General features: G+C 66.2%; 17 protein-coding genes. 13 read left to right on the top strand and 4 right to left on the bottom strand.

What is annotated here, in order from left to right; genetic code table 11:
* Nucleotides 1-189: 189 nt before the first annotated feature.
* Complete coding sequence (gene nhaA, locus ACW170_RS08100; protein ID WP_492089119.1) at nucleotides 190-1428, bottom strand: Na+/H+ antiporter NhaA; 1239 nt, start codon at nucleotides 1426-1428, stop codon at nucleotides 190-192.
* Nucleotides 1429-1644: 216 nt separating this feature from the next.
* On the opposite strand from nhaA, the gene ACW170_RS08095 reads away from it, so the two are divergent.
* From ACW170_RS08095 to ACW170_RS08045, 11 genes are all read left to right on the top strand, one after another.
* Nucleotides 1645-3057: a protein adenylyltransferase SelO gene (locus ACW170_RS08095; RefSeq protein ID WP_492089118.1), complete on the top strand. Its 1413-nt coding sequence runs from the start codon at nucleotides 1645-1647 to the stop codon at nucleotides 3055-3057.
* 127 nt (nucleotides 3058-3184) lie between these two features.
* Nucleotides 3185-3706, top strand: coding sequence for a DUF2975 domain-containing protein (locus ACW170_RS08090; protein WP_492089117.1), 522 nt, complete (start codon nucleotides 3185-3187; stop codon nucleotides 3704-3706).
* A gap of 9 nt (nucleotides 3707-3715) precedes the next feature.
* Nucleotides 3716-3937, top strand: coding sequence for a helix-turn-helix domain-containing protein (locus ACW170_RS08085; RefSeq protein WP_492089116.1), 222 nt, complete (start codon nucleotides 3716-3718; stop codon nucleotides 3935-3937).
* Nucleotides 3938-4139: 202 nt separating this feature from the next.
* On the top strand, nucleotides 4140-4556 hold the full coding sequence (locus ACW170_RS08080; protein ID WP_492089115.1) for a DoxX family protein: 417 nt from the start codon (nucleotides 4140-4142) through the stop codon (nucleotides 4554-4556).
* 208 nt (nucleotides 4557-4764) lie between these two features.
* On the top strand, nucleotides 4765-5247 hold the full coding sequence (locus tag ACW170_RS08075; RefSeq protein ID WP_492089114.1) for a MerR family transcriptional regulator: 483 nt from the start codon (nucleotides 4765-4767) through the stop codon (nucleotides 5245-5247).
* A 5-nt stretch (nucleotides 5248-5252) separates the two neighbouring features.
* On the top strand, nucleotides 5253-7037 hold the full coding sequence (locus ACW170_RS08070) for an acyl-CoA dehydrogenase C-terminal domain-containing protein (protein ID WP_492089113.1): 1785 nt from the start codon (nucleotides 5253-5255) through the stop codon (nucleotides 7035-7037).
* Between the two features lie 100 nt (nucleotides 7038-7137).
* Nucleotides 7138-8301 carry an acyl-CoA dehydrogenase family protein gene (locus ACW170_RS08065; RefSeq protein ID WP_492089112.1) on the top strand — a complete coding sequence of 388 codons (1164 nt, stop codon included), beginning with the start codon at nucleotides 7138-7140 and terminating at the stop codon, nucleotides 8299-8301.
* Nucleotides 8302-8395: 94 nt separating this feature from the next.
* Nucleotides 8396-9349, top strand: coding sequence for a class I SAM-dependent methyltransferase (locus ACW170_RS08060; RefSeq protein ID WP_492089111.1), 954 nt, complete (start codon nucleotides 8396-8398; stop codon nucleotides 9347-9349).
* A 96-nt stretch (nucleotides 9350-9445) separates the two neighbouring features.
* Nucleotides 9446-10177, top strand: a complete 732-nt coding sequence (locus tag ACW170_RS08055) for a 16S rRNA (uracil(1498)-N(3))-methyltransferase (protein WP_492089110.1) — start codon at nucleotides 9446-9448, stop codon at nucleotides 10175-10177.
* A gap of 102 nt (nucleotides 10178-10279) precedes the next feature.
* On the top strand, nucleotides 10280-11641 hold the full coding sequence (locus ACW170_RS08050) for a glutamate--cysteine ligase (protein ID WP_492089109.1): 1362 nt from the start codon (nucleotides 10280-10282) through the stop codon (nucleotides 11639-11641).
* 59 nt (nucleotides 11642-11700) lie between these two features.
* Nucleotides 11701-13275, top strand: coding sequence for a PAS domain-containing hybrid sensor histidine kinase/response regulator (locus ACW170_RS08045; RefSeq protein WP_492089108.1), 1575 nt, complete (start codon nucleotides 11701-11703; stop codon nucleotides 13273-13275).
* Between the two features lie 27 nt (nucleotides 13276-13302).
* On the opposite strand, the gene ACW170_RS08040 is transcribed toward ACW170_RS08045, so the two are convergent.
* The 3 genes from ACW170_RS08040 to ACW170_RS08030 all read right to left on the bottom strand — a co-directional run bounded on the left by ACW170_RS08040 (nucleotide 13303) and on the right by ACW170_RS08030 (nucleotide 15645).
* On the bottom strand, nucleotides 13303-14736 hold the full coding sequence (locus ACW170_RS08040) for a response regulator (RefSeq protein ID WP_492089157.1): 1434 nt from the start codon (nucleotides 14734-14736) through the stop codon (nucleotides 13303-13305).
* A gap of 136 nt (nucleotides 14737-14872) precedes the next feature.
* A complete protein-coding gene (locus tag ACW170_RS08035) occupies nucleotides 14873-15418 on the bottom strand; it encodes a hypothetical protein (RefSeq protein ID WP_492089107.1) in 546 nt (181 codons plus the stop codon).
* The gene (locus tag ACW170_RS08030; RefSeq protein ID WP_492089106.1) at nucleotides 15415-15645 is read right to left on the bottom strand and encodes a hypothetical protein; all 231 of its coding nucleotides are present in this window, start codon (nucleotides 15643-15645) and stop codon (nucleotides 15415-15417) included. The genes ACW170_RS08035 and ACW170_RS08030 overlap by 4 nt, the downstream gene beginning before the upstream one ends.
* Before the next feature lie 100 nt (nucleotides 15646-15745).
* Between ACW170_RS08030 and ACW170_RS08025 the strand changes: the two genes are divergently transcribed.
* The gene (locus tag ACW170_RS08025; RefSeq protein ID WP_492089105.1) at nucleotides 15746-16726 is read left to right on the top strand and encodes a glycosyltransferase family 9 protein; all 981 of its coding nucleotides are present in this window, start codon (nucleotides 15746-15748) and stop codon (nucleotides 16724-16726) included.
* 250 nt (nucleotides 16727-16976) lie between these two features.
* The gene (locus ACW170_RS08020; protein WP_492089104.1) at nucleotides 16977-18308 is read left to right on the top strand and encodes a dihydroorotase; all 1332 of its coding nucleotides are present in this window, start codon (nucleotides 16977-16979) and stop codon (nucleotides 18306-18308) included.
* The last annotated feature ends 128 nt before the right edge of the window (nucleotides 18309-18436 follow it).

Below are 18436 nucleotides of genomic sequence, written 5' to 3'. Positions count from 1 at the left end.
GTCGCGCGGAGCGACCGCAGCGTTTCCTAGTTCCCATTCGGCCCGCCTCTACGTGGAGACGCGCTCAATACGGCAGAGGCTAAGCCCGCTTCGGGCCGGGGTACAAGCGAGCGTTGTTAGCCGCGACGATTTTTCGCCGCAGTTCGACCTTCCTGTGACAAGGAAGCGACATAAAATGCTGACGTTGCGTCAGTTTTGACCTGATTTCGAGCCGATCGGTTCAATCTCGGGCTTGAGCGCAGCCGGATCAGCCTCACGGCGGCGTCCAGCCAGTCCCAGCACCAGCGCCGCCGTCAGAGCCGACAGGATCGAGCCGCCGATCACGCCCAGCTTGACCTCGACCTGTTCGGGCGAATCGACCGCGCCGGGGAAGGCCAGCACCCCGATGAACAGGCTCATGGTGAAGCCGACGCCGCACAGCAGCGACACGCCATAGACCTGCAGCCAGGTCGCGTCGGTCGGGCGGGCGCCGATCTTGAGCGCCGAGGCCAGCCAGGCGGCGCCGAAGACGCCGATCTGCTTGCCGAAAAACAGGCCCAGGGCGATGGCGACGACCAGGGGCGCGAAGGCCTGATCCATCGTCAGACCGGCAAAGGAGACCCCGGCCTTGGCGAAGGCGAACAGCGGCAGCACCAGATAGGCGTTCCACGGGTGCAGGTCGTGCATCGCCTCCTTCAGCGGGCTCTGACGATCTTCCTTGCGGGCCGCGATCGGCACGATCATGGCGAAGGCCACGGCGGTCAGAGAAGTGCTGAGGCCCGACAGGACCGTCAGATACCAGACCGCCGCGAAGCCCAGCACCCAGAAGGGCGTCGGGATGCGGATCCGGTGCGCGACCAGCCCGCCGACGGCGATCAGGCCCAGGGCCCAGAACAGCGGCGTCCAGTTGGCGCCCTCGCTGAACAGGACGGCGATCAGGGCGATGGCGCCCAGATCATCGACGATGGCCAGGGTCAGCAGGAAGACCCGCAGCGACGACGGCAGGCCCTTGCCGACGAAACCGAAGATGGCCAGGGCGAAGGCGATATCGGTGGCCAGCGGAATGGGCCAGCCGGCGTGCGGCGCCCCCATGGTCCCCGACAGCAGCAGATAGACCGCCGCCGGCCCGGCCATGCCGCCCAGGGCCGCCAGCACCGGCGTCGCCAGCTTGCGCGGATCGCTCAGTTCGCCGCGCACGATCTCGTATTTGATCTCCAGCCCCACGACGAGGAAGAAGATCGCCATCAGGCCTTCCTTGATCCAGTCGGAGATGGATTCCTCCAGCCGGATCGGACCGATCTGAAGCACATGATAGCTCTTCAGCCAGGTGAAATAGTCCGCCGACCAGGGCGAGTTGGCCACCAGCACCGCCGCGATGGCCGCCAGGGCCAGGGCCGAGCCGGACGCGGCCTCGGTCTTGAGGAAGTCGAGAGTCAGTTTGCGCGCCACGGCGGCCTCCGATCGAAAGGATGAGCTGTCGTGACGCCAGGTTATCGACGGGCGTCGGACCGGGTTCGCCGCTTCATCGTGTGAAGACGGCGCCGGCCTGGCCGCAAGCGCGGCCTGATGTCTGCCGACAAGAATACGGCATGGGCCCAGAGGTTCAACCGAAACCGTCACCATAGGCGACTTGCGAAACAGATGCGGCGGTCGCACCTAGCCCTCATGCCCCCCTCCCCCGCCTACTGTCCCGAACCGCGCGTCTTCGACCTCGGACCGGATGTCGCCGACGCTGTCGCCGCTGCGGACTTCCCCCAGACCCTGCTGCGGTTCCGCAACGACCGCGCGGCGTCGGAGGTCGGGCTGGACAGCCTCAGCGACGCCGAGTGGATCAGCGCCTTCGGGCGGTTCGCGCCCCTGCCGGGCCAACCCGGTCCTCTGGCCATGCGCTATCACGGGCACCAGTTCCGCCAGTACAATCCAGACCTGGGCGACGGACGCGGCTTCCTGGCGGCGCAGATGCGCGACGCATTGGGCAGGCTGCTCGACCTGGGGACCAAGGGGTCCGGCCAGACCCCGTGGTCGCGCGGCGGCGACGGCCGGCTGACGCTGAAGGGCGGAGTGCGCGAGGTTCTGGCCGCCTCGATGCTGGAAGCCCAGGGAGTGCCCACCAGTCGGGCCTTCTCCCTGATCGAAACCGGCGAGGCGCTGGACCGGGGGGACGAGCCGTCGCCGACGCGGTCGGCCGTTCTGGTGCGCCTGTCGCACAGCCACATCCGGTTCGGCACCTTCCAGCGCGCCGCCTATCTGGGCCGCAAGGACCAGATCGAGGCGCTGATCGAACACGTCCGCACCCTGTATCATCCGACGGTCGCCGCCGGGGACGCGCCCGGGCTGCTGCGCGCCGTCGTGGAGGCCTCGGCGAAACTGACGGCGCGCTGGATCTCGGCGGGCTTCGTCCACGGGGTGCTGAACACCGACAATCTGAACGTCACGGGCGAGAGTTTCGACTATGGCCCCTGGCGGTTCCTGCCCGAATACGACCCGGCCTTTACCGCCGCCTATTTCGACCAGACCGGCCTCTACGCCTTTGCGCGCCAGCCCGAGGCGGTGTTCTGGAACCTGACCCAGCTGGCCGGCTGTCTGAAACTGGTCGCCGAGGCCGAGCCCCTGACCGACGCTCTGAACAGTTTCGGCCCCGCCTATATCCGCGAACTGCGCGCGGCCTTCCTGATGCGGCTGGGCGTGCTGAGCCTGGGCGAGGCGGCGGACCAGAGACTGGTGGACGCAACCCTGGCCCTGCTGCGTGAAGGCGGCGAGACCCTGCGCTGGGAGCCGCTGTTCTTCGACTGGTTCGGCGGCTTCGCCTCCTCGGCCCGCGCCCTGTCGGGGCCGCGGGCCAAACTGTACCAGGGCGAGGCCTTCGACGCCTTCCGCTTCGCCCTGATGGAGCACGAACCCGACCGGATCAAACGTCTGGAACACCCGATGTTCGCCGCCCGCGAGCCGGAGGAGATGCTGATCGAGGAGGTCGAGGCGATATGGGCCGCTATCGACGCCAGCGACGACTGGGGGCCGTTCCAGGCCAAGCTGGCGCGGCTGGAGGCCGCGCGCCTCGCCTGGGACTTCAACGTCTAGAACAAACCTTACAAAAGCTTCATCTCGTTTATCGATAACTTTCTTGCTCGCTTATCGATAAATCCATATCGATAATCACCAAGGGCGTCGCAAGGGGCGACGCAGTGAAGGGCAAACGGAAATGAAAATGATCGGCAGGCGGTCTATCGCCAGCGCAGTGCGTCTGATCCTGGGCTTTGCGAACGTCTTCGTGATGATCGGAGCGATCGCGGTCGGGGCGGCGTTGGTCGTCAGCGTCGTCGTGCCGAGCTTCGGCGCCGGGCTTATGGACGGCCTGAGAGGCATCGACAGCGACCCCCATTCCAATTTTGAACTGACGGGGCGGTTGACCTTGCTGGGTGCCTTCCTGGCCTGTGGTTTCACCTGGTGGATCATTAATCGGCTGCGGCGGATCCTGCTGTCAGTAAACCAGGGCGACGCCTTCGAGTTCGCCAATGTCAAACGGCTCCAGGCCGTCGGTTTCGGCCTGCTGGGCATTCAGTTGACCGCCTTGCTCTTGGCGATCGTCGCCCCCCAGGCCATCGGACAATCGGTCTCCGACTATGATTTCAGCCTGGGCTCCTGGCTGGGCATACTGGTGGTCTTCATCCTGGCCGAGGTCTTCCGCCAGGGGTCGGCCATGCGCGACGAACATCTGACCACGGTCTGAGGGCGCGCCATGATCATGATCCAACTGGACCGGCTGCTGCTCGAACGCCGCATGTCCCTGACCGAACTGTCCGACCGGGTCGGCGTGACCCTGGCCAATCTGTCGATCCTCAAGACCGGCAAGGCCCGCGCCGTCCGCTTCTCCACCCTGGACGCCCTGTGCCGAGAACTGCAATGCCAGCCCGGCGACCTGATCGTCCAGACGCCGGGGCCTCAACCCGAAGAGGCCTGAAGCAGCGAAAATCATCAGCACCCGTTGCTTCGGCGGCGCGAATCGGGCCATTCGCGCCGCCCCTGAAACACAAAGTCATCAGCTGATGTCATCGATTGATGTCATCGCTTGATGACAAAATCGGAAGACGCCGCTATACCCCCCCTTGCGAACGGAGCCACGCAATCCGATATCGCGGCTGTTACGAATTAGGCCCCTTCCGATGACCACCACACACCTTCCTGTCGCCCGGTCGCGCTCGCGCGCAGTCTATAAGAACGTCACCCTCTGGACCCTGCAGGGCTGGATCGCGATGTTCTTCATCGCCGCCGGCTACGCCAAACTGACCGAGCCGATGACTAACCTCATCACCTTGATGGGCTGGCCCGCCGTAGCGCCCGAGAACATGGTGCGCGGCCTGGGTGTGGTCGAACTGGTCCTGGCGCTCGGCGTCCTGACGCCGCTCATCTCATGGCGTGTCGGTCGCCCCCTGCTGCTGACCGCTTCGGCAGGCTTGATCGTGATGGAATCGACCATGCTGGTCATCCACGCCCTGAGCCAAGACATCGGTCTGGCGGTCGTCAACGCCATCCTGCTGGTCTTCACCCTGGCGGTGTTCCTGGGCCGCCGCACGGCCTGAGCTTTTCGCGCCCTAAACCCTTTCGCGGCTGGGCCGCACCAAGATCGATCGCCGGGGCCCTCTCCCCCCTCCTGCCCCGGTCGTCGCGCCCGGAGTCCTTCCCCAAGGCTCCGGGCTTTTCTTTGCCTGAAACGGCGTGCGGCGAAAGCTTACCCTTACGCGCACGTAAAGCCTTTCCTTTACGCGCACGTAAAGTTATGGTGTCCGCATGGCCACCGCCGACGATCACCGCACCTATTCCATCCGCCAGCTGTGCCGCGAGTTCGACGCCACGGCCCGCGCCCTCCGATTCTATGAGGACAAGGGCCTGCTGACCCCTGCGCGCAAGGGTCAGACCCGCGTCTATGACGCCCGCGACCGCGCCCGGCTAAAACTGATCCTGAGAGGCCGTCGTATCGGCTTCACCCTGCAGGAAATCCAGGAGATGCTGGACCTGTACGATCGCAAGGATCACAACGTCCATCAGATGGCGGTGGCCCTGCGTCGCCACCGCGCCCAGATCGAGACGCTGAAACAGCAGCTGGAGGACATCGAGGGCGCGATCCAGACGGCGGAGGACGCCTGCGCCTGGATGGAGTCAAAGCTGGGCGAACATCGTCCGGACCTGCTGCCCGGCGCCGAAGACTATGAGAAGGTGCTGCGCGCGCGTCTCAACCACGATCACCACCACCCCTTCAAAGCGAGAGCCTGACCCCCATGGCCTATAAGTCGCCCGTCCGCGATTTCACCTTCATCCTGAACGAGGTGCTGGAGATCGATCGCTACACCAACCAGCCCGGCTTCCAGGACGTGTCTTCGGACCTGGTCAACCAGATCCTGGAGGAAGGCGGCAAGTTCGCCGACGAGGTCATCGCCCCGATCAACAATCCCGGCGACAAGGAAGGCTGCCACTGGTCCGAGGGCGGCGTCGTCACCGGTCCCAAGGGCTGGAAGGAAGCCTACAAGGCCATGTCGGAAGCCGGCTGGATGGCGCTGGCCGCCGATCCGGCCTACGGCGGCCAGGGCATGCCCAGCATCGTCGCCTCGGCCTTTGGCCAGATGACGGCCGGCGCTTCGGCGGCCTTCTCCATGTATCCGGGCCTGACCGCCTCGGCCTACGCCGGCATCCACGCCAGCGCTTCGGACGAGATCAAGGCCAAATACCTGCCCAAGATGGTCTCGGGCGAGTGGTCCGGCACGATGAACCTGACCGAGCCGCAGTGCGGCACGGACCTGGGCATGGTGCGCACCAAGGCCGTGCCGAACGGCGACGGCTCCTATTCGATCACCGGCCAGAAGATCTGGATTTCGGCGGGCGAGCACGACTTCTCGGACAACATCATTCACACCGTCCTCGCCCGTATCGAAGGCGCGGTTCCGGGCATCAAGGGCCTGTCCCTGTTCGTTGTCCCGAAATATCTGGTCAACGAAGACGGCTCGCTGGGTGAGCGCAACACGCTCGAATGCGCCGGCCTGGAGCACAAGATGGGCATCCACGGCAACGCCACCGCCGTGATGCAATATGACGGCGCCAAGGGGTGGCTGCTGGGGGAAGAAGGCCGCGGCATGAACAATATGTTCGTGGTCATGAACGAGGCCCGCCTGGGCACCGGCCTGCAAGGCCTGGCCATCGGCACCGCCGCCTATCAGGCCGCCGCCGAGTTCGCCAAGGACCGCCTGCAAGGCCGCAGCCTGACCGGGCCCAAGAACCCCGAAGGCCCCGCCGACCCGATCATCGTCCACCCGGACGTGCGCCGCATGCTGCTGGAGGCCCGCGCCTTCGTCGAAGGCGGCCAGGCCTTCATCCTGTGGACCGCGCTGCACGCCGATCTTGAGAAGTCGGAAGACGAGGCCGTGGCGACCAAGGCCAAGGATTACATGGGCCTGCTGACCCCCGTGCTGAAGGCCTATCTGACCGACAGGGGCTTCCACGTCGCCTCGCTGGCGATGCAGGTCCACGGCGGTTCGGGCTATACCGAACACTTCCCCGCTTCGCAGTATCTGCGTGATGCGCGCATCACCATGATCTACGAGGGCACGAACGGCATCCAGGCGCTGGACCTGGTCGGTCGCAAGCTGCCGGCCAACGGCGGCCGCGCCATCATGACCTGGTTCGGCGAGATCGACGCCTTCGTGGCCGAGAACGGATCGAACGAGGCGATCAAGCCCTTCGTCGACGGCCTGGCCGACGCCAAGAAGAAGCTGCAGGAAGGCACCATGTGGCTGATGCAGAACGGCATGGCCAACCCGGACAACGCCGGCGCCGCCTCGACCGATTATCTGAACGTCTTCGGCCTGACGGCCCTGGCCTATATGTGGGCCCAGATGGCCAAGGTCGCCCAGGCCCAGGTCGAAGCCGGCTCGACCGACCCCTACTACGCCACCAAGCTCCAGACCGGCCGCTACTTCGTCGAGCGCATCCTGCCCGATGCCGGCGCGCATCTGGCCAAGATGAAGACCGGCGCGGACGTGCTGATGGCCATGCCGGCCGAGGCGTTCTGAGCCTAGACTGACGATGGAACGGGCCGGCTGATGTCGCCGGCCCGCTTTTTCTTTCCAACCAGAAGGGCGCAAAGCCCTCGGATCACAGGGACCGAAACCGATGAACGTGCTGGGCAGCCCCGACCCCGATTTCATGCGCGAGGAGGAGATCACCCTCTTCTCCGATAGCGTCGGCAAATGGATCGACGAGCACGCGCCGCCCGAGAAGGTCCAGTCCTGGATCGTCAACTCGAGCGTGCCCCGCGACCTGTGGACCCAGGCCGGCGCCGACGGCCTGTTGGGCCTGTCGATGCCGGAAGAAGACGGCGGCATGGGCGGCGACTATCGGCATGAAGTCGTGCTGATGCGCCAACTGGGCTGGAAGGGCGCAGACCATTTCGGCATCAGCTTGCACAACGCCATCGTCGCCCCCTACATCTGGCACTACGGCACGCCGGAGCAGAAGGCGCGCTGGCTACCGCGGCTCCAGTCCGGCGAACTGGTCGGCGCCATCGCCATGACCGAACCGGGCGCGGGCTCGGACCTGCAAGGGGTCAAGACCACGGCGGTCAAGTCCGGCAACGGCTATGTCGTCAACGGCTCCAAGACCTTCATCACCAACGGCCAACTGGCCAATTTCATTATCGTCGTGGCCAAGACCGACCCGGCCGAGGGCGCCAAGGGCACGTCGCTGATCGTGGTCGAGACCGACGGAGCCGAAGGCTTCGAACGCGGCCGGAACCTGCACAAGATCGGCATGGAGGGGAACGACACCTCCGAGCTGTTCTTCAATGATGTGAAGGTCCCTGGCGACAACATCATCGGCGGGGCCGAGGGCCAGGGCTTCGTCCAGCTGATGCAGCAACTGCCCCAGGAACGGCTGAACATCGCCGTCCAGGGCGTCGCCGCCGCCGAGCGCGGCCTGGAGGCGACCCTCGCCTACGTCAAGGAACGCAAGGCCTTCGGCAAGCGGGTCATCGACTTCCAGAACACCCAGTTCAAGCTGGCCGAAGTGAAGACCAAGCTGACCGTCGCCAAGGTCTTCGTCGACCACTGCATCGGCCTGCACCTGAAGGGCCAGCTCGACGCCGCCACCGCCTCCATGGCCAAATACTGGGTCACGGATATCCAGGGCGAGACCATCGACGAGATGCTGCAGTTGCACGGCGGCTATGGCTATATGAACGAATACGCCATCGCCCAGCTGTACAAGGACGCGCGAGTCCAGCGCATCTACGGCGGCACCAACGAGATCATGAAGCTGCTGATCGCGCGAACGCTGTAACCCGTTTCTAGGTTGACACACCAGGGGAGAACCTTATCGATCCTGACCTGCTCCCAACTCACATCTCGCAACTCACAATGGCAGGTAGTTACCCATGGTGACGAAAGACGACGTGCGCAACGCGTATCGCCTGATCCTTGGACGCGAGCCCGAGAATGAGCGGGTCGTGGAAGAACAACTCAACCACGCAGACCTGGCCTCTCTCGGCCTTCATTTTCTGACGAGCGACGAGTTTCGCATCAAAGAAGCTCGCGGACAGCGCCCTTCTTCGCTGGGCGGATACCGTGATCAACGGGTGCACGATATCGAGTGGGAATGCGCCCCCGACCTTCTTCAGGAAATGCTGTTGAGGACAGCTGAGGTCTGGACGACATTCGGTGAAGAAGCCCCGCATTGGTCAGTGTTGGTTACAGACGAATACAAGCCTGAAACCATCAGTCAGAACATCAATCAGTTCTACAAAACTGGTATCGGCGACGTTGATTTTTGCCTGAACTCACTCCGCAGGGGCGGAGTTCGAGTTGATCGTTTCGAACGGGCGCTGGACTTCGGTTGCGGAGTGGGACGACTTTCTCTTGCACTCGCCGAACTTGCCGACCATGTGACGTCGATTGACGTCTCGGCCGGGCACCTGAAACTTGCGCGCGAACGCGCTGCCCAGACCGGAGTGCACAACGTCGAATGGGTGCAACTGAAAGATCTTCGCGATCTTCGGCAGTTCAAAAACTACGATCTGGTCCTCTCGCTTATCGTCCTGCAGCACAATCCCCCTCCGGTGATGGCCTTTGCTTTCAGAGCGCTGCTCGGAGCTCTCAAACCGGGCGGGTTCGCCGTTATTCAGATCCCAACCTACATCAATCCCGTTTTCAGAATCGCGGACTACCTCGCCTGGGCCTCGGGAGAGATGGAGATGCACGCACTTCCCCAATCGGTAATCCACAAGATTATAGACGAAGAAGGCTGCCTCCCCGTCGAGATCCGCGAGGACGAATCGATCGGCCCCATCGGCGTCTCTCAAAACTTCACCATCATGAAGAAGCAGGCCTAATCTGACGTCCCCTCAGGGGGACAACTCGGCGGCTGACCGAAAAAGGGGGGCTCAGCTTGATGGTCCAGAGAGGGCGGCTGAGTTAGGAAGGCGGATATGATCCGCCTCCACGTCACATCGCCCCTCGCCGCCGCCGCCCCCGTCGCTCCCACCCTCGACCAATCCCGCTATCTGACTCAGGTCATGCGGCTGAAGCTCGGGGACGAACTGCTGGTCTTCAACGGCCGCGACGGCGAATGGCGCTGCACCATCGCCGAAGTGCTGAAGAAGGGCGTCATCCTGCGCGCCGAGGAACAGGCGCGGCCCCAGACCTATGGCCCCGATCTGGAGCTGATCGTTGCGGTGGTGAAGAAGGCCCGGGTCGAGACCATCGTCGAAAAGGCCGCTGAACTGGGCGCGCGCCGGGTGCGGCTGGTCCTGACCAAACGGACCAACGCCGACCGGATCCGCCTGGACCGGCTGGACGCCATCGCCGAAGAAGCCGCCGAACAGACTGGCCGGCTGGACGTGCCCCCGGTCGATGATCCGGTGAAGCTGGACGCCCTGCTGGACGGCTGGGAGGCGGGACGCCGGCTGATGTTCTGCGACGAGACCGGCGGCGCGCCGGCGATGTCGGCCTTGCGCGATGCGGGTGCGGGCCCCCAAGACCGAAAATGGTCAATCCTGATCGGCCCCGAGGGCGGTTTCTCGCCAGAAGAAGGCGAACGCCTGCGGTCCCTGCCCTTCACCACCGCCGTTTCTCTGGGTCCGCGCATACTGCGCGCCGACACCGCCGCCATCGCCGCCATGACCTTGTGGCAGGCGGCCGTGGGCGATTGGGAGCGTTGATTTTCACTCCGCTATTTCCTGCCCCCTTGAGCCCGGCCTCAACCTCGCCCATCTAGCCGCGACACACGGTCGCTCAGAGATGCGCCGGAGGGGATCTGACGCATGACCGACAACGCGCCGCTGAGCCGGGACGTCCTCATCGAAGCCATGTCCAAGGGCGCCAAGCCCAAGGACCAGTGGCGGATCGGCGCCGAGCACGAGAAGTTCGGCTTCGACAAGACCACCCTGGCCCGCCCCGGCTACGAAGGGCCGAACGGCATCAAGGCCATGCTGGAAGGGCTGCAAAGGTTCGGCTGGGCGCCCGTCGAGGAAAACGGCGTCCTGATCGGACTGGAGCGCCGCAACGACGAAGGCTTCATCGCCTCGGTCAGCCTGGAGCCCGGCGGCCAGTTCGAACTGTCCGGCGCCCCGCTGAAGACCATCCACGACATCTGTTCCGAGACCGGCCAGCACCTGATGGAGGTCAAGCAGGTGGCCGACCAGCTGGGCGTCGGCTTCCTGGGCGCCGGCTTCGACCCGCTGTGGACGCGAGACCAGGTGCCGGTCATGCCCAAGGGCCGCTACGAAATCATGCGCGCCTATATGCCCAAGGTCGGGACCCTGGGCCTGGACATGATGCTGCGCACCTGCACCATCCAGGCCAACCTCGACTTCGACAGCGAGGCGGACATGGTGGCCAAGTTCCGCACCTCCCTGGCGCTGCAGCCGATCGCCACCGCTCTGTTCGCCTGTTCGCCCTTCACCGAGGGCCGCCCGAACGGCTTCCTGTCGGCGCGGGCCAATGTCTGGACCGACACCGACGCCGACCGCACCGGCATGCTGGGCTTTGTGTTCGAGGACGGGTTCGGCTTCGAGCGCTATGCCGACTATGCGCTCGACACCCCGATGTATTTCGCCAAGCGCGACGGCAAATACGTCGACGCCTCGGGCCAGTCGTTCCGCGATTTCCAGGCCGGAAAGCTACCCGCCCTGCCCGGCGAATATCCGACGATCAAGGACTGGAACGACCACCTGACCACCCTCTTCCCCGAGGTGCGGCTGAAGGCCTATCTGGAGATGCGGGGCGCTGACGGCGGCCCGTGGAGCCGGATTTGCGCCCTGCCCGCCCTGTGGGCCGGCGTCCTGTACGACGCCCCCTCGCTGGCCGCCGCCTGGGACCTGGTCAAGGACTGGGACATCGCCGACCACGAACGCCTGCGCCGCGACGTGACCCGCCTGGGCCTGAAGGCCGAGGTGGCGGGCCGGTCGGTGCGCGACATCGCCGTCGATCTGGTCAATATCGCCAAACAGGGTCTCAAGAACCGCGCGAAATTTTCGGGCGGCATGGTGGACGAGCGCGGCTATCTGTCGGAGTTGGAAGACATCGCCGACAGCGGCGTCACCCCGGCCGAACGCCTGCTGGACCTGTATCACGGCGCCTGGTGCGGCGATGTGAAGCGCATCTACGCGGACTTCGCCTACTGAAGACAAGGCGTCCTTAACCCCGGCCCCCGTAAGGTGAGCCCCCTAAGGATAGCCCCGCAATGATCAGCACCTCGATCACAGACCCGTTCACGCCCAGCGCCACGCCCGACGTGGATCTTGACACCTTTTTCGATGTGTCCCTGGATCTGCTGGTGGTGCGAGACATCAATGGACCGGTGGTCAAGGCGAGCGCCTCCTGGTTCGCCGTCCTCGGCTATCGTGCGGAAGAACTGGTCGGCAGCCTGTTGCCCAGCCTGATCCATCCAGACGATCAGGAGGCCACCCGCAAGGCCATCATCGAGGTCACCAATCGACGTCCCGGCGACCCCGCGCTGGGTCAGACCAACCGCTATCGCCACCGCGACGGTCATTACGTCACTCTGGAATGGCGCGCCCGGCGGTTCGGCGACCGCATCTACGGCGTGGCGCGCGACGTGACCCAAAAGGTGGCCGACGAGCAGGCCCTCATCGAAGCCAAGGCCGCCGCCGAAGCCGCCAACCAGGCCAAGTCCGACTTCCTGGCCAATATGAGCCACGAGATCCGCACCCCCCTGAACGGGGTGATCGGCATCGTCGACGCGCTATCGCGCACGGCGCTGGACCCCGTCCAGGCCGAGATGGTCGCCCTGATCGCCGCCTCGGGCGAGACCCTGGAACGGCTGGTGTCCGATATTCTCGACGTGTCCAAGATCGAGGCGGGCCAGTTGAAACTGGAAGCCCGCACCTTCGACCTGGACGAGGCCCTGGCGCCCGCACTCGACATCATGCGCCAGCGCGCCGACGACAAGGGGCTGGAGTTCAAGCTCCAGCGTGGCGCAGACGCGCGCGGCGCCTTCGTCGGCGACAGCACCCGCATCCGGCAGATCCTGACCAATCTGATCTCCAACGCGGTCAAGTTCACCGAGTCCGGCTCCGTCACCGTCCGCGTCGCCCTGACCGAGGCCGCCGATGGAGGCGCCATGCTGCAGGTCGAGGTCGAGGACACAGGGGTCGGCTTCGACTCGGACCACGCCTCGCGCCTGTTCCAGAGGTTCAGCCAGGCCGACGCCAGCATCACCCGGCGGTTCGGCGGCACGGGCCTGGGCCTGTCGATCTGCCATGCCCTGACCGACATGATGGGCGGGCGCATCTCCGCCTGTTCGACGCCCGGCGTCGGCAGCAGGTTCAGCGTTCACCTGCCGCTTGTCCGCGCGGCCGATCCTGCGGCGCTCGCCGCCCCCGCCTTCGCGATCCCGGCGTCCGACAGGCCGCAGCGCCCGCTCCGCGTTCTCCTGGCCGAGGACCACCCGACCAATCAGCGCGTGGTCCAGATGATCCTGGCGGGCCCGCAGTTCGAGCTGGTGATCGCGGAAGACGGCGCCCGCGCCGTCGATGCCTTCAAGCAGGGGCAGTTCGACCTGGTGCTGATGGACATGCAGATGCCGGTCATGGACGGCTTGACGGCGACCCGCGCCATCCGTGTATTGGAAGCCGAACGCGCCGCCAACGCCCACACCCCGGTCATCATGCTGAGCGCCAACGCCATGGCCGAACACCGCGACCAGGCGCGGGAAGCGGGGGCGGACAGCCATGTGCCCAAACCGATCACGGCCGCCAGCCTGCTGGCCGGCATCCAGTCCGTCCTGGCGGATTGAGGCGGTCGTCGCTTAGACGACAGAAACTCAGGCGACGGCGGCGATCAGCGGCGGACCGCTCTTGCGCCAATCGCTGCCGATCCAGCTCAGAACCATATGGGTCAGTTCGACGATATTGATCGGCTTGGCCATACAGCCGTCCATGCCGGCGGCGGCGTATTCGGCCTTCTGCGCCGACAGGGTGTTGGCCGTCAGGGCGACGATGGGGACGGCCCCGCGATGGCCCGGCAAGGCGCGGATGGCGCGGGTGGCGGCGACGCCGTCCATGACCGGCATCTGGATATCCATGAGTATCAGGTCCCAGTCGCCTGTGCGGGCCGCCTCCAGCCCGTCGGCGCCGTTCTCGGCGGTGGCGCAGACGATGCCTTGAGCGTCCAGCACGGCGACGACCAGGGCGCGGTTGCAGTCATGATCATCGACGTAAAGAACCCGAGGCCCGCCCAGTCGCCCCTCGCCCCCTTTCGGAACGACGACGCATGCCTCTTGTGACACGGGGGCGCTGGCGTGCGGCAGAGACTCTGACGTCGCCGGCAGGGACGCGCCTTGGTCCGCCTCTTCGGCGTCGCGCGCCGAATGTTCGATCATTTCATTGACCACGGACAACAACTTCTGGCCGGCGTCGTTGATGCGCGCTGCGTGGGCGGCCTGTTCGTCGTCCAGACCTGTGGTCGCCAACAGGTCCGAGAAGCCGATCACCGTGTTCAACGGGGTGCGCAGCTCATGCGACATGTCGGTCAGGAAGACCTGGCGCGCCTCGGCCATGGCGGCCTTCTGCTCGGCGGCGGCGCGGGCCTGTTCCGCCTGTATCCGCGCCGTCACATCATGTTCGTCCAGCAGGACGGCGATTTGGCCGGTGGCCGGATCCGTGGTCTGGCGGACGTCGAGCTGATGCCAGCGCAGGCCCTCGCGCGTGATCACTTGGCAGACGTCGCTGACGGGGTTTCCAGCCAGGGCGGCGTCTAGCAGCGGCTGTGCGCGCTCCGGCTCGGAGAACCGCGCCGCGAAGCCGTCGGTCGCGCCATAAGCCGCAAAGGCTGCGGGATTGGAGAAGATCGGACTGCCGTCGGCATCAAACAGGCTGATCAGGGTGGAGGTATGGCGCAGAGCCTCGGTCGTGCGGTTTTCGTCAGCGTCGGCCGTGATAGGCGAAGCCTCGATCAGCAGCACCGGCGTGCCGTCTTCCAGACGATAGGTCGAGATCACCGCCGACACCGGCACCGGATGGCCGTTGGGATAGAAGGTCCATTGGTCGCAGACAGCGGCGCCGCCGGCCGTTTCGCGCACCAGTCTTTCGACCCGAGCCACGGCGGCCGGGGACAATTGGCCAAAATCGCGAGCCAGCAAGGCTTCGAGACTGTCCGCCTCCCACAGCTCTAGGGCCGCCGGATTGGCGTAGACGCCGCGCCGACTGGCGGGGTCGAACAACCATATCGGACGACGCAGGTCGTCCCAGGCATGCATTGGCACGGCGCGTCCCTTCTGGACGTCGATCAACGATCATCCGTTATCAAAGCAAAGGGCTAATGATCGGCTAAGCCGCCTCTAGGGGAACGCGCTTAGTTGCGCTCAGCCGCCGCAGGCCAGGCTGGCTGCGCCTTCAAACGACGGCGTATCGCGCCATGATTCCATCGGGCTGGAACGCGTGTTCCCCCAGCTTGTCCAGCGACCGCAGCACCCGCGCCAGGAAGGCGGCGGGATCGCCCGCCTCCACCGCCGGACGCAGCCAGTCGGTGACGACGGCGCGGGTCGGATAGGTTCCCACCGGGCCGGGAATGCTCAGCGCCACCTCGACCCCTTCGGCGATCCAGCCGGCCACAGTGGCGAAGAAGTCCGGCGAGGCCAAAAAGTCCGAGGGTCGGATCACATACAGGGTGATCACCCCGTCCTCGATCCCGTCGGGCCGCACGATCACCCCGCTGAGATCGGGCCGCCAGTCGTCCGACAGCTCGACCACCCGCCACAGGCAGAACCAGACGCGGCAGGTGTTCGGCCGGATGGCATGGACCGAACAGCCGGCGGCCTCGACGCAATAGGCGCACAGCTCGCCGGTCGGCTTGGCCAGTTCGGGCAGGTCCAGCGGAATGGCCCGGCAGCATTCGACGCAGGCCCCGCAGGTCCGGTCGGGCAGCAGGGGCAGGCTCAACCGCCCGCCCGCTCCAGCCGGGCGATGCGGCGGTCCATGTCGGCGACGACAGCCTCGAGCCGCGCCTTCTCCGACGCCATGTCCACCGGCGTGCCATCCTCGTAGGCGATGGTCGCCCCCTGGGCGATCAGGTCGAGCCGATAGATGGCCGTCACACGCTGGGCTTTGAAGCGCTCGAGGGCGGTCTGGGCGGCGGGATCGGGCGCCGGATGGGGGGCGGTGTTCATGGCCGTGGCTCTAACCCATCGCGTCTTCAGGGGAAACCGGCCTGTGGATACGGCCGTTTGACGGTGAACCGCGAACAGAATCCCTGTATGACGCTCACGGATGATCGGGCGCTTTCCCATCCTCTATATCGCCGAGGCCGACGCCGAGGACGCCGTGCTGTCTTCAGGCGTCCTGGCGCATCTGGTCGAGAGCCTGCCGAACGCCGCCTTCACTGTCGTCGGCTCGGCCGCCAGCGCCCCCCTGTTCGCCGATACGCCGCGCCTGGAGCGACTGCTGGTGCTGGAGCGCGAGGGGCATTTCGACTGGATCGCCCTGTGGAACCAGGTGCGCGGGACCAAATGGGGTCTGGTCGTCGATATGCGCGGCTCGACCCTGTCGGGACGGCTGAGACGTCACAAGCGCGCGGTGCGCGGCAAGGATGCGCCCGGCCTCCACGCCGTCGAGGCGGCGGCCGCCGTCCTGCAGATGGAGCCGCATGAGGCGCCGACGCCCCGGATCCATGTCTCGGATCTGACCATGGCCCAGGTCGAGGCTCTGATACCGACCGGCGGCGGCGCCAATTCTGAAAAGGATCGGCCCATTCTGGCGATCGGCCCCGGCGTCGAATGGATGGGCCGACGCTGGCCCGCCGAACGCTACGCCAAGGTGGCGACCAAGCTGCTGGCCGACGACGGGCCTCTGGCGGGCGGGCGGCTGATGCTGGTCGGCGAGGAGATCGACCGCGAGGCGGCCCATACCATCCGCTACGCCGTGCCCCGCGCGCGGGTGATCGAGCTTCAGGGCAAACTGACCCGGCTCCAGACCGTCGCGGCCCTGTCCAAGGCTCGGCTGTACATCGGGGCGGATTCGATCTGGACCCATCTGGCGACCGCCTCGGGCGCGCCAGTGGTGGCGGTGTTCGGCCCGTCGGACGAGACGACGCGCGGTCCTTGGAAAGGCGTCTCCGTGCGCGGCCCGCGTTCGTTCGAAGAGTTCAAGACCCTGGACCCCCGGCTGAACCAGGCGATCCAGCACATGATGGACCTGCCGTGGGAACGGGTGCTGAAGGCGTCGCTGCGGGTGTTGAAGGAACGGGGCTGACCCTCTCCCTCCCCGTCCGGGGAGGGGGGCCGCGCAGCGGCCGGGTGGGGGCGGCCAGGCACAGGCGAACGAAAGAGAGGAGCGAGCCGGAACCGTCTCGACGGACCGCGCTGTATCGCCCTGCCCGCCCCACCCGTCCTCGCCTGCGGCTCGGCCACCCTCCCCGGACGGGGAGGGAGAGGTTAAGCCGCTTTCACGACCCGTGCCGCATCCGCTAGAAGCTCGCAAATCAGCCTCAGGAGCCCGCCCCATGACCCAGACCTATGACCTGATCGTCCGTGGCGGCGAGGTGGCCAATCACGCGGGGCGCGGCCTGGCCGACGTCGGGGTGATCGACGGCAAGATCGCCTTCATCGGCGACCTGTCCCAGGCCTCGGCCGGCGAGACCTTCGACGCCACGGGCCTGACCGTCCTGCCCGGCGTCATCGACACCCAGGTCCATTTCCGCGAACCGGGCCTGGAGTGGAAGGAAGATCTGGAGACCGGCTCGCGCGCGGCGGCTCTCGGCGGCGTCGTCGCCGTGTTCGAAATGCCGAACACCAATCCCAACACCACCGACCCCGACACCATGGCCGACAAGCTGGTCCGGGCGAAGGACCGGATGTGGACCGACCACGCCTTCTACGTCGGCGGCACGCACGAGAACGCCGACTATCTGGGCGAGCTGGAGCGGCTGCCGGGCTGCTGCGGGGTCAAGGTCTTCATGGGCGCCTCGACCGGCGACCTGCTGATCGCCGACGACGAGGGGGTGCGCAAGGTTCTGTCGAACGTGCGCCGCCGCGCCACCTTCCACTCCGAGGACGAATACCGGCTGGTCGAGCGGCGCGGCCTGGCCCGCACCGGCGACTGGACCAGCCACCCCGAGGTCCGCGACGCCGAGAGCGCCATCCGCTCGACCCGCCGGCTTGTCGGCCTGGCCCAAGAGACGGGCGCCCGCATCCACGTCCTGCACGTCACGACCAGGGACGAGATGGAGTTCCTGCGCTTCCACAAGGATGTCGCGACCGTCGAGATCACGCCGCAACACCTGACCCTGGCCGCCCCCGAAGCCTACGAGCGGCTGGGCGCCTATGCCCAGATGAACCCGCCGATCCGGTCGCAGGAGCACGTGGACGCCCTGTGGCTGTGGGGCATGCAGCAGGGGGTCGCCGACGTCCTGGGCTCGGACCATGCGCCGCACACCAAGGAGGAAAAGGCCAAACCCTATCCGGCCTCGCCGTCGGGCATGCCGGGGGTGCAGACGCTTGTGCCCCTGATGCTGACCCATGTGGCCCAGGGCCGGCTCAGCCTGGAGCGGTTCATCGACCTGACCTCGGCCGGCGCCCAGCGGGTGTTCGGCACGGCCAACAAGGGGCGGATGGCCGTCAGCTATGACGCCGATCTGACCATCGTGGACCTGAAGGCCAAGCGCGTGATCACCCACGACCAGCAGGCGTCGCGCTGCGGCTGGACCCCGTTCGACGGCGTCGAGGCCACCGGCTGGCCGATGGCGACGATCGTGCGCGGCCGGGTGGTGATGCAGGACGGCGAACTGGTCGGCGCGGCCCACGGTCGGCCGGTGCGGTTCATGGAGACGCTGTGAGCCCCGGCGTTTCAACAACCGTCACCCTCGGGCTTGTCCCGAGGGCCCACGGCGGACGTCCCACGCCCCCCGACGCGAAGGCGACGGCGCATGATCGTCACCTGATCCGCGCGCGGACAGGTGGGCCC

Source organism: Brevundimonas sp. FV2ps16 (assembly GCF_058681075.1).
Note: the sequence above shows the minus strand (reverse complement) of the source record. Positions and strands in the feature narration are given on the sequence as shown.

What these genes read in the sequence shown, in the direction of transcription:
- ACW170_RS08095 (WP_492089118.1), top strand. Translation starts at nt 1,645, where the DNA reads ATGCCCCCCTCCCCCGCCTACTGTCCCGAACCGCGCGTCTTCGACCTC.
- ACW170_RS08090 (WP_492089117.1), top strand. Translation starts at nt 3,185, where the DNA reads ATGATCGGCAGGCGGTCTATCGCCAGCGCAGTGCGTCTGATCCTGGGC.
- ACW170_RS08085 (WP_492089116.1), top strand. Translation starts at nt 3,716, where the DNA reads ATGATCATGATCCAACTGGACCGGCTGCTGCTCGAACGCCGCATGTCC.
- ACW170_RS08080 (WP_492089115.1), top strand. Translation starts at nt 4,140, where the DNA reads ATGACCACCACACACCTTCCTGTCGCCCGGTCGCGCTCGCGCGCAGTC.
- ACW170_RS08075 (WP_492089114.1), top strand. Translation starts at nt 4,765, where the DNA reads ATGGCCACCGCCGACGATCACCGCACCTATTCCATCCGCCAGCTGTGC.
- ACW170_RS08070 (WP_492089113.1), top strand. Translation starts at nt 5,253, where the DNA reads ATGGCCTATAAGTCGCCCGTCCGCGATTTCACCTTCATCCTGAACGAG.
- ACW170_RS08065 (WP_492089112.1), top strand. Translation starts at nt 7,138, where the DNA reads ATGAACGTGCTGGGCAGCCCCGACCCCGATTTCATGCGCGAGGAGGAG.
- ACW170_RS08060 (WP_492089111.1), top strand. Translation starts at nt 8,396, where the DNA reads ATGGTGACGAAAGACGACGTGCGCAACGCGTATCGCCTGATCCTTGGA.
- ACW170_RS08055 (WP_492089110.1), top strand. Translation starts at nt 9,446, where the DNA reads ATGATCCGCCTCCACGTCACATCGCCCCTCGCCGCCGCCGCCCCCGTC.
- ACW170_RS08050 (WP_492089109.1), top strand. Translation starts at nt 10,280, where the DNA reads ATGACCGACAACGCGCCGCTGAGCCGGGACGTCCTCATCGAAGCCATG.
- ACW170_RS08045 (WP_492089108.1), top strand. Translation starts at nt 11,701, where the DNA reads ATGATCAGCACCTCGATCACAGACCCGTTCACGCCCAGCGCCACGCCC.
- ACW170_RS08040 (WP_492089157.1), bottom strand. Translation starts at nt 14,736, where the DNA reads ATGCATGCCTGGGACGACCTGCGTCGTCCGATATGGTTGTTCGACCCC.
- ACW170_RS08030 (WP_492089106.1), bottom strand. Translation starts at nt 15,645, where the DNA reads ATGAACACCGCCCCCCATCCGGCGCCCGATCCCGCCGCCCAGACCGCC.
- ACW170_RS08025 (WP_492089105.1), top strand. Translation starts at nt 15,746, where the DNA reads ATGATCGGGCGCTTTCCCATCCTCTATATCGCCGAGGCCGACGCCGAG.
- ACW170_RS08020 (WP_492089104.1), top strand. Translation starts at nt 16,977, where the DNA reads ATGACCCAGACCTATGACCTGATCGTCCGTGGCGGCGAGGTGGCCAAT.